Raw genomic sequence first — 7,686 nt, forward strand, 5'->3', positions numbered from 1 at the left:
TGATTATGAAACAGTTAAAATTTATTTCGTTTTTGTTCTTTCTTGTTTGTTCGCTATACTGTCACTCGCAAGAGAAAAATTTGTTATTTACACAAGTTGAAGACTCTAAAATTTCTGGTAAGAAATTTAAAAATATCCAGAATATTTTCTTAAAAGCAGAAACAAACCAAACTCAAAAAATGAGTTTAAAGTTTCAGTCTAATTTTAAAAAAACTGATGAAGTTTATTTATTAAAATATACACAACCTCCCGAAAATAGTTTAGACTCTGCAATAACATTAACGGTTCCGTATGGAAATAAGGAAATACAGTTAGATTTGCAATTAGTTCCCTCCAACTTTTATGATTATAAAGTAACAACAAGTGATGGTAAAGAAACTAATGCCGATAGAAGTATTAAACATTATCGTGGTGTGGTTAAAAATATTCCCAATAGTTTGGTTGCATTCTCTTTAAGCAAAGATGAGGTGTTAGGGCTGATTGCTACAGACGAAGGAAATTTTAATATAGCACTGGATAAGCAGACTGGTTTTCACCTGCTTTATAATGACAAAAATGTAATCAAAAAGCCAGAGTTTGAGTGTAGCACAGCCCCCGACGACAGAGTTAAGAATACGTACGATGCAGATATGCTGCGTAAGCAAATGAAATCTTCTCTTACTTCTTCTTCAAAGGTTGTGAGGTTCTATTTTGAGACAGAATATGATATATTTACTACATTAGGCAGTGTTTCTGCTGTAGAAACACTCATTTCCGGCATTTTTAACCAGGTAGCCATATTGTATTTGAATGAGGATATAATGACAAATTTGTCTCAGATATATGTGTGGACTTCGGAAGATCCTTTTACCGCTTCAACTACAGCTAATTTATTAACACAATATCAAAATTATAGGACTTATTACATTAATGGAGATTTAGGTCAGTTATTAACATTTAGAAATATTAACGGAGGAATAGCTGTTGTTGATGGATTATGTGCCAATCAGACAAAATACAAACTTTCGGTTGCTCAGATATATAATTACTATTATAACGTACCAAATTATAGTTGGTCTGTTGATGTAGTTACACATGAGTTTGGTCATTTATTGGGATCTTACCATACTCATGCCTGTGTATGGAATGGGAATAATACAGCGATAGACGGATGCGCAGGAGCTACTGAACGAGGAAGTTGCTCGCTTCCCGGTATTCCATCTGGTGGAGGAACTATAATGAGTTATTGTCATCGAACATCTGTAGGTAAAAACTTTAACTTAGGTTTTGGCCCACAGCCTGGTAATGTTATAAGAAATAGCGTAGCTAATGCCGGTTGTTTACTGTCTCCTTCAATTACGGGACCTAGAGCGATGTGCCCAACCCAATTTCAAAATTATTCCATAACGCCGCTACCTCAGGGAGTAAGCATTACATGGAGCTGTTCTGCCGATCTTCAGGTTATTTATACTTTATCGAATAATACCATCGCTGCTATATGGGCTAAACCAAATACGGCTGGAGCAGCATGGATAAAAGCTACTATATCTTTTGGCAGTCAGACTTACGAAACAACTTATGATGTATGGATAGGTTTTCCTGACGTTCCTAATGTGAACTCTTCTATAGGTACGTTAGAGGTTATTGCATGGGTACCAAATCCTCCTGTAGGAGTTACGTACCGGTGGGATACTTCTCCTGCAAATATTGGTATATTCCCTACATTTCCATATTCTAATAAAGAAGTGATTATCCGTGTTCCGACTGGAGGAGTATATACTATATTCTGTTGGGCAAGTAACGATTGTGGAGAAAGAGCTACTGCAAAATATTTTCCTGTTGTAATACCTTCAGGCAGTCCTTTTAGTATTTACCCTGTTCCTGTATCGGATATTCTTAATATTGAATTTACAAGTACAAATTCTGAACAGGGTGATACTGTTACAAACGCTTTCAGGAAAAATGATGACGGTGCATTGTATAAAATACAATTATTTAATTCCTATAATAAATTATGTAAAGATGTTACGTTTAAAGGGAATAAAATGAATTTACCTGTATTGGATTTACCTAATGGGCTGTATATTCTTCATATTTATTATAATAAGGATTCAAATCCGGAAATTCAAAAAATATTGATAGAACATTAATATCAGATTTCTAAAAAAAACATATACTAAATTCCTCATTATGAAAACAATAAAATTATTCATCTTGCCCGTTTTACTGCTAATTGTATTAACAGGATGCAAAAAAGACAAAACATCAACAGGCATTGTAGGTAAATGGACGCTTGTAAAGGTTAAAACGGTTTTTTATGAACCTCAGGAATATTATTATTCGGAAAACAATATCATTTACCAATTCAGGGCAAATGGAACTTTAAATGTTTACGTTACGGGTGATATTTCAGAATATATGGGTAAGAGACCTGGAGAATATTCTTATAGGGTGGAAAAAAGCTCCATATATAAAGAAACTGATGTTATTGTGATAAATAATGGATCAGAAGCAATATGCAGCATTTCTGGTAATAATTTAACTATTGACGATTCACCTCTTGATGGGCCTATTTATTATTTTACAAGGGTTAAGTAAAAAATAATATAAAAAAAGAGTAATACCATTTTGATTTAGGATGTAGTTCGAAATGTAATAAAGTTCAACTCTCCCCTGCACAGGCTTCGAGTCCCTCAGCCTGACTCCATACGGGTCACATTGAGGCACTCGAAATGTGTGCGGCAGGCAAAAATTTCAAAGACAAATTAGACTATTTTATTTGTCAAAATGGTATAAACCGCTCATAATGAAAACAATAAAAATATTTCTCTTATGTTATATAAAGGCTAAAAGCAAAATGCACAAAGCCTAAAGCTAAAGCATTGTCGCATAATCATATATAACAGTTTTATGTGAAAATAATTAATAGACTCTATATAAGCTATTCGAGATGTGCTACGCTAATATCCGAATAGCATATGTGTCAAGTTAAGTCATTCCGAACTTCCCGAACTTGTTGCGGGAAGTTCAGCAGGACGATAACGGTTATTTTGGATTTTAACCTGACGCTAATGCGAATGCTTTCGATACAGGTAACTCCTCCTCGATATAACGCGAAAAAAATTACTTCGCCGGCTCAACCCTTAAACCAACATCTGTAACCGCTTTTAACGGGTTGTCTCGCATATTTTGCTCAATAATGAAAGTATATTTGCCTGCAGTATCAAATTTAAAACCCTCTTTGTAGATTAACCTGTAGCTGTACAGATTGCCAGAACCTTTGCCAATCCATTTTCCGTCAGGTAAAGCCAATTGGAACTCTTCTCTGGCAGTAGTTTTCTTCTGGTTTGGAGTAATTTGTGATATACGCAGCCAAATATTAGAGTACTTATATTCTTCTGTATGCCTAAAGTTTATGTAGATGTTGTAAGGAATACTTGCATCCTGAATATCCACCACATTTTTAATAGGTTTATCATAAGACCAGTGGTCTTTAGAAATGGTTGTGTATTCGTCAATAATGACATTATCTGAACATGACGCTACAGATAATGCCGTTAGTATAATTAAAAAGCATTTGACGATCATTCTCATGGCTGATCAGGCTTTTTATTGTTATTATTAGGTTTTCTCTTTTTGAACTTTTTCTTAGGTCTTTGTTCCCCGTTTTGTTCTTTATTTACGGTATTAGCACCGTCAGAAGGAGCAGTATGCTCATTTTGTTTTCTTTCCTTTTCAGGGTTTGCGTTTCTGCTCTGTTGATTGTTTGGTGCAGATTGATTTCTCTTACCAGCCGACTGATTAGCCTGTCCGGTATTCGTCGGTTTGGTAGTTTTGCTAGTAGCAGGATTGTTGCCGGGCTTATTTTTTTTCTTTTTCTTCCTGGCCTTTTCATCTAAACGAGTGAGGCTGTCCTGACCAACCACGTTCTCGTAATCAAAAGACTTCTCAATTATAACTTCCTCATCAATAGAGTCAAAATCCTTTAGTTCTTCAGGTTTCTGGCCCTGTTTGTTCATGGCCTGTATTTCTTTTACCCTGTCAATCTGTAAAGGAATCCAGGTATTATCTTCCCCTATGTAGCTAAACCACATTACTCTTTTAAAAATGTCGGTTTTCTGTAGTCGGGCATCCCCTTTAGAAGTCCTTAAAATATCAGCACTTTCAGGAATAGATTTCAGTGCATCCATGTAGCTATCCAATTCGTAGTTGAGACAGCACTTCAGTTTACCACATTGTCCGGCAAGCTTTAAGGTATTTAAAGATAGGTTTTGGTATCTGGCCGCTGCGGTAGAAACAGTTTTAAAATCTGTGAGCCAGGTAGAACAGCACAGTTCACGTCCACAAGAACCTATACCACCTAAGCGACTAGCCTCCTGGCGCATTCCAATCTGGCGCATCTCAATTCTCACCCTAAATGCCTCCGCTAGTTTTTTAATCAATTCCCTAAAATCTACACGACCCTCTGCCGTATAAAAGAAAGTAGCCTTTGTTTTGTCTCCCTGATATTCAACATCACTCAGTTTCATTGCCAGTCCTAATTCCAGAGCTATGGTCCTTGCTTTATGCATGGTCTCATATTCTCTTTCCTTGGCACTTTTCCATTTCTCTACATCCTGCGAAGAAGCTTTCCTGAATATTTTTAGGGGAGCTTTTTCCTCCGTTACCTTTTTACGGTTCATCTGTATCCTAACCAGCTCGCCGGTTAGCGTTACATGACCTATATCGTAACCGCCTCCGGTTGTTTCTACAGCAACCAGTTCGCCGGCTTCTAAATATATGTTATCAACGTTTCGGTAAAAATCCTTTCTCGAACCTTTGAAACGTACTTCTATAAAAGGAAAAGGTCTATAATTTGCCGGCGTATCCATGTCAGAAAGCCAGTCGTAAACATCTAATTTGCTGCATCCGCCATCGGTCATACATGAACCGTTACTTTTGCAGCCTGCGGGTGTACATCCACCCGAAGAACAACTTCCACATCCCATAGTTATGTTAATATATGTTGAGTCCCTGTTGCAGGGAGCGTATTAAACTTTATAATTTTTACCAAACTCAAAGATAAATCTAAAAATAATATTTTTGGATTGGCATTTCTTTCAATATGATAATGAGCTTTTTCAAATTCATTAGCTATAGCCTCTGCTTTGCCCACATCTAAAACTTTTGAAAAGTTACTAATAAATTCTAATTCTTTTTCAGGTAAATGCACTAAACCCGGTGTGCCACTTAAAAACAAGATACACTCGCGCATCAGGTTAATCCCGTATCTTAAAAGGTTTTTTTGGTTTTCGCGACCTAACTTTGCCAAATCGTCTTCTGCCAAACCAATAAATATTGACCCCTTATTGCTATAGCAAGACCTTAGCCAATTGGCCATTGTTTCGTGAAAATCGTTCTCTTCGCTTTGCGAAAAGTTGACAGCATGCTGAATGTTCCCATTGCTCAGATAAGCAATCTGCTCTGCCTTTGCCTCACTAACCTGTAGTTTATCTACCAGGTAGCGGGCAACATCCTCGTTTCGCTGTTTGGGAATCTTGACAATTTGGGTACGCGATAAAATAGTATTTAATATCTGATCCTGATTTTGTGCGACCAGTAAGAACAAGGTTTTATGAGGCGGTTCTTCAATAATTTTTAATAGAGCGTTTCCCTCTTTGTCAAGATATTCGGGAAGCCACATAATCAGTATTTTATATTCAGACTCAAAAGGTTTAAGACTTAGTTTCTGTATAATACTGTGGCATTCTGCTATATTGATATTTGCCTGTTTATTATCGGCCCCTACATGATTGCGCCATTCGTCCAAACTTAAATAAGGATGCTGTAAAAACGCTTTACGCCAGTCTTCAATATAAGTCAGTGCATTCTCCGAAGAGCTTTTTGCAAAAAAGGGGTAAGAGAAATGAAGATCCGGATGAATCAGTTTCTGATACTTATTGCAGGAACTGCATACACCGCATGAATCATTTTCCTGTTTGTTTTCGCAGCAAATATATTGGGCAAAAGCTACTGCCATTGCCAGACTTCCTGATCCTTCAGGGCTTAAAAACAATTGGGCATGACTAATCCTCTGGTCTTGCACCATTTTAATTAAGTGATCCTTAACGGCTTGTTGCCCTACAATATCTTTAAACTGCATCGTTGCAAAATAATAAATAAGTAGCAAGTAGAAAGTATCGGTTACCAAGTATTTACAATTAATTGATTGACACCCTTAAAAGCAGCTGATAAAATCTTATTTTTGCGACATCAGCACCTCCTGAGGCTTAATAAGAAAACCTGATACTTTAAAATATGGCTCGAATAATGGCTTTTGATTATGGAACTAAACGTGTGGGGATTGCCGTTACAGATCCAATGCAGATTATTGCTAATGGTTTAACCACCATTCATCCCAAAGACATACTTGAATTTTTAAAGAAATACCTGTCCACAGAATCTGTAGGGACCTTTGTGGTAGGAGAGCCTAAGCAAATGGACGGCACAGACTCCCAGTCTGCGCAACACGTCAGAGGGTTTGTGAATTTACTGAATAAGAATTTTCCGGATATACCCATTAAAATGATGGACGAGAGGTTTACCTCTAAAATGGCCTCTGCAGCTATTTTACAAAGCGGTGTAAATAAAAAAGCAAGACAGGACAAAGGGTTGGTAGACACCGTGTCGGCTACCATTATTTTGCAATCTTATATGGAGAAGATAAGCTTTTAATCTCTGACAGCGGGATATATTAAAGTGTTATTCTGGCAAGACCAAACCGTTATTGTTTTGTGCCGTTCTGTAGCTTTAAACTTGTAATACTTAAAAGTCTTAGGAATATCTTATGTGCTTTATAAACCATATAAAAAGCTGATTAGCTGCTATTCTGTATCCTCCCTCGTTTTTGTAATATTTTAAGACTGTTAAAGAGCTTTATTGTTTCTATAACTTGCTCGTTGTTTGTGGGTTAAATTAAACCTTTTGTTTGTTTGAAATTAATTATTATGGTTTGTCTGTAATTTTAAGTATAGTTTTTTTAACTTTGACGCTTTATTTTAAAAAACGGAAAAAATGAAAGAAACAAAAAAACTATTATTACTATTTGTGACTTTGTGCACTCTGGGGTTCTCTGTAACATCATGTAAAAAAGATGACAAAGCTAAACCAGCAATTATTGGTGTTTGGAAATGGGAGGGTGTGATAAACCCTGAAGGAGAAACTACAGATCCTTTTGGGGAAGTTTATTTAGAAATTCTAGAAGACAAAACTTTTAATGAAATAACATTATATAGAGAAAATAACAATATATCTGTTTCCAATTATATAACTGGTAAATACAATTACCAAGATAATAAGTTTGATGTAACAGAAAGTTTGTTTGACAGTGGATTAAAAGTTAGTGATGTTAAAATAGTAGATAATAGCACTATTGAATTTTTCATTACTGATGGTGACGGTGAAGGATATACAATTATTGTAAAAAGATCAGATGTAAAATTAGCACCTTATATTGAAGAGTATAATAATTATAAGCCATAGTCCTCTTTGCGAAGTCTTTGGGATTTATATAAAGTACAGAATAAATATAAGCATATTGTTTATTAATTTAAAGAAGGGAACGGGAGTGTAAAACAAACTGTGTCACTGGATCAATTACCGCCCCGCAGGGCGGTAATTGATCCATTTTGTTTACTGCAAATCTAACATCATTCTTCCCGGAAACCA

General features: G+C 36.0%; 7 protein-coding genes. 4 read left to right on the forward strand and 3 right to left on the reverse strand.

Annotated elements, in window-relative coordinates:
• Positions 1-5: 5 nt before the first annotated feature.
• Positions 6-2,129 (forward strand): M12 family metallo-peptidase, encoded by a 2,124-nt coding sequence (locus ACFSAH_RS15145; RefSeq protein ID WP_379663580.1) that lies wholly within the window; start codon positions 6-8, stop codon positions 2,127-2,129.
• A gap of 40 nt (positions 2,130-2,169) precedes the next feature.
• Positions 2,170-2,577 carry a lipocalin family protein gene (locus ACFSAH_RS15150; RefSeq protein ID WP_379663581.1) on the forward strand — a complete coding sequence of 136 codons (408 nt, stop codon included), beginning with the start codon at positions 2,170-2,172 and terminating at the stop codon, positions 2,575-2,577.
• Positions 2,578-3,102: 525 nt separating this feature from the next.
• Here the strand turns inward: ACFSAH_RS15150 and ACFSAH_RS15155 are convergent.
• The 3 genes from ACFSAH_RS15155 to ACFSAH_RS15165 are packed head-to-tail and all read right to left on the reverse strand — an operon-like array spanning position 3,103 to position 6,121.
• On the reverse strand, positions 3,103-3,573 hold the full coding sequence (locus tag ACFSAH_RS15155; RefSeq protein WP_379663582.1) for a gliding motility lipoprotein GldH: 471 nt from the start codon (positions 3,571-3,573) through the stop codon (positions 3,103-3,105).
• On the reverse strand, positions 3,570-4,967 hold the full coding sequence (locus ACFSAH_RS15160) for a PSP1 domain-containing protein (protein ID WP_379663583.1): 1,398 nt from the start codon (positions 4,965-4,967) through the stop codon (positions 3,570-3,572). Before ACFSAH_RS15160 ends, ACFSAH_RS15155 begins: the two co-directional genes overlap by 4 nt.
• 2 nt (positions 4,968-4,969) lie before the next feature.
• Entirely contained in the window at positions 4,970-6,121 is a 1,152-nt protein-coding gene (locus ACFSAH_RS15165; RefSeq protein WP_379663584.1) for a DNA polymerase III subunit, read from the reverse strand.
• A 155-nt stretch (positions 6,122-6,276) separates the two neighbouring features.
• On the opposite strand from ACFSAH_RS15165, the gene ruvX reads away from it, so the two are divergent.
• Both ruvX and ACFSAH_RS15175 read left to right on the forward strand, forming a co-directional pair.
• Positions 6,277-6,693: a Holliday junction resolvase RuvX gene (gene ruvX, locus ACFSAH_RS15170; protein ID WP_379663585.1), complete on the forward strand. Its 417-nt coding sequence runs from the start codon at positions 6,277-6,279 to the stop codon at positions 6,691-6,693.
• Between the two features lie 339 nt (positions 6,694-7,032).
• Positions 7,033-7,500, forward strand: a complete 468-nt coding sequence (locus ACFSAH_RS15175) for a hypothetical protein (RefSeq protein ID WP_379663586.1) — start codon at positions 7,033-7,035, stop codon at positions 7,498-7,500.
• Positions 7,501-7,686: the final 186 nt, after the last annotated feature.

This window comes from Pseudopedobacter beijingensis, assembly GCF_042678145.1.
Lineage (GTDB): Bacteria > Bacteroidota > Bacteroidia > Sphingobacteriales > Sphingobacteriaceae > Pseudopedobacter > Pseudopedobacter beijingensis.